The organism is Pseudomonas sp. CM27, assembly GCF_013179515.1.
In the GTDB taxonomy this organism is placed as follows: Bacteria; Pseudomonadota; Gammaproteobacteria; order Pseudomonadales; family Pseudomonadaceae; genus Aquipseudomonas.
Genome location: NZ_JABMCN010000404.1, coordinates 1 through 2,246, shown reverse-complemented (window position 1 = coordinate 2,246; position 2,246 = coordinate 1). Strand labels below are relative to the sequence as shown.

Annotated in this window: 3 protein-coding genes; 1 reads left to right on the top strand and 2 read right to left on the bottom strand. The window is 61.8% G+C overall.

Going from position 1 to position 2,246, the window contains the following annotated elements; all coding sequences use genetic code 11:
- Positions 1–509, bottom strand: a 509-nt coding sequence (gene tcyL, locus HP547_RS28390) for a cystine ABC transporter permease (protein ID WP_172288813.1), incomplete at its 3' end; no start/stop codon positions are given.
- The gene (gene tcyJ, locus HP547_RS28385) at positions 506–1,300 is read right to left on the bottom strand and encodes a cystine ABC transporter substrate-binding protein (RefSeq protein ID WP_172225044.1); all 795 of its coding nucleotides are present in this window, start codon (positions 1,298–1,300) and stop codon (positions 506–508) included. The genes tcyJ and tcyL, both read right to left, overlap by 4 nt.
- 373 nt (positions 1,301–1,673) lie before the next feature.
- Here tcyJ and HP547_RS28380 point away from each other — a divergent pair.
- The coding region (locus HP547_RS28380) for a serine O-acetyltransferase (protein ID WP_372243013.1) at positions 1,674–2,246 on the top strand (573 nt) is incomplete at its 3' end.

Sequence of the window (2,246 nt, the reverse complement as noted above, 5' to 3'; positions counted from 1 at the left end):
GGCACCTGGATGGTCGCCGCCAGGGCGGTGTCCTTGACCAGCGAGATGAAGCTGTTGCCCAGCGGTGGCAGGGCAGTGCGCAAGGCCTGTGGCAGGATCGCCCGGCGCATGGCCTGCACGCGGGTCATGCCGATGCTGGCTGCAGCTTCCCACTGGCCACGGTCGATCGAGGAGATCGCTGCCCGCAGGATTTCGCAGATATAGGCTGCCATGTTCAGCGACAGGCCAATCAGCGAAGCGGGGATGGGGTCGAGTTCAATGCCGATTTGCGGCATGCCGAAATAGATGACGAACAGCTGCACCAGCAGCGGCGTGCCGCGGAAAAACGACACGTAGATCCGCGCCAGCCAGTTCAGCGGCAAAATCTTCGACAGCCGCATCAGTGCCAGGGCAAAGCCCAGCACCAGGCCGAAGAACATGCCGCCAACGCTGAGCAGCACCGTATACCCCGCGCCCTTCAGCAGGAAGGGGGCGGAGTCGACAACGAGTTGCAGGCTTTCAGCGATCATTTGGTGACATCGGCACCGAAGTATTTCTCGGACAGCTTGGCCAGCGTGCCGTCAGCCTTGAGCTTGTCGATGGCCTTGTTGATCGCCGCCAGCAGCTCCGGCTCACCCTTGCGCAGGGCCACACCGCTTTCAAGGCGCGAGAAGGCTTCGCCAGCCAGTTCGGTGTCCTTGGCTTTTTGCGCGTATTCCAGCGCAGCCAGGCGGTCGATCAGGATGGCGTCGATGCGGCCGTTGCGCAGGTCGGCGAACTTGCTCGGGTCGTCCTCATAGGTACGCACTTCGGCCTTTGGCACGTCCTGCTTCACCCACTGCTCGTAGTTGGTGCCCAGGCCCACGCCGACCTTCTTGCCGGCCAGGTCCTGCGCGGTCTTGATATTCAACTGCTCGGCTTTCTTCTTCAGGATCAGCGCCTGGATGCCGGAAACGGTGTAGGGCTCGGAGAAGTCGTACTTCTTCTTGCGCTCTTCGGAAATGGTCACCTGGTTGATGACCACATCCAGTCGCTTGGACTCCAGTGCGGCAAGAATGCCATCCCACTTGGTCGGCTGCACCTTGGCCTTGACGCCCAGCTCCTTGGCGATCAGCTCGGACAGCTCCACCTCGAAGCCGCTCAGCTTGCCGTTCTCGTCCTGAAAGCTGAACGGTGGGTAGGTGCCTTCAAGGCCGACGTTGATCACGCCTTTTTCCTGGATGGTCTTCAGCTGCTCGCCGGCGAAGGCCTGGCCGAGCAGGCCGGCGCCCAGCAGGACTGCCAGGCTGGCGTTGAGTAGCGGTTTGGCGAATATCGACATGTCAGAGCCCCGCGCTTGTTGTGTAAGTAGTGGGTGGCGACTATAGGGTTGGCTTCTTAGGCCAGGAAATACTAAAAAATTATTTTGTTATTTCCTTTTGTTTTATTGCCAGGTGTTGGCTGCTTTTGAGGGTAGGCGAGGTTCTCCGCGCCGTCATCGCCGCTTATGCCTGACTTAGCGCAGGATGGAATAAAGCGTTGTTTTTTCCAAGGGACGGATTTGCCGTAAAGTGGATTGCACGCAGGCAGGTCTGGCCCTTTCGCGGGTGAACCCGCTCCCACAGGCGCCGTGACATCAGTGGGAGCGGGTTCACCCGCGAAAGGGCCAGACCTGCCGATAAAAACAGTTTGGCCGACTCAGGCAGGAGAAAACCGTGAGCGAACAACCCTCATCAGCGCACTGGCAGTTGCAGAGCATCGTCAGCGGCCTGCGCGGCGCCCGTGAGCAATGGCGTACACGCAATGGCCGCAGTATTGGCGAGCAGGGCGGGCGCGAACTGCCATCGCGCGAGGCGATGCGGCAGATCCTGGAGCAGCTGTGCGGCGCACTTTTCCCCATGCGCCTTGGCCCGGTCGACCTGCGCGAAGAGAGTGAAGATTTCTACGTTGGCCATACCCTGGATGCCGCGCTGACTGCCTTGCTTGCCCAGGCACGTCTCGAACTGCGCTACGCGGCGCGGCAAAGCAAAGCCGGGCTGGCTGGCGTCGACGCCCAGGCGCTGAGCCTGATCCAGGGTTTTGCAGCGGCGCTACCGGAGCTGCGGGTGCTGCTCGACACCGACGTGCTGGCCGCCTACCACGGCGACCCGGCAGCGCGAAGTGTCGATGAAGTGCTGCTGTGCTACCCGGGCATCCTGGCGATCATCCATCACCGCCTGGCCCACCATCTGTACCAGGCCGGCTTGCCGCTGTTGGCGCGGATCAGCTCGGAGCTGGCGCATTCGGCC

Coding starts and splice junctions, on each gene's coding strand:
- tcyJ (WP_172225044.1), bottom strand. CDS start 1,300: ATGTCGATATTCGCCAAACCGCTACTCAACGCCAGCCTGGCAGTCCTG.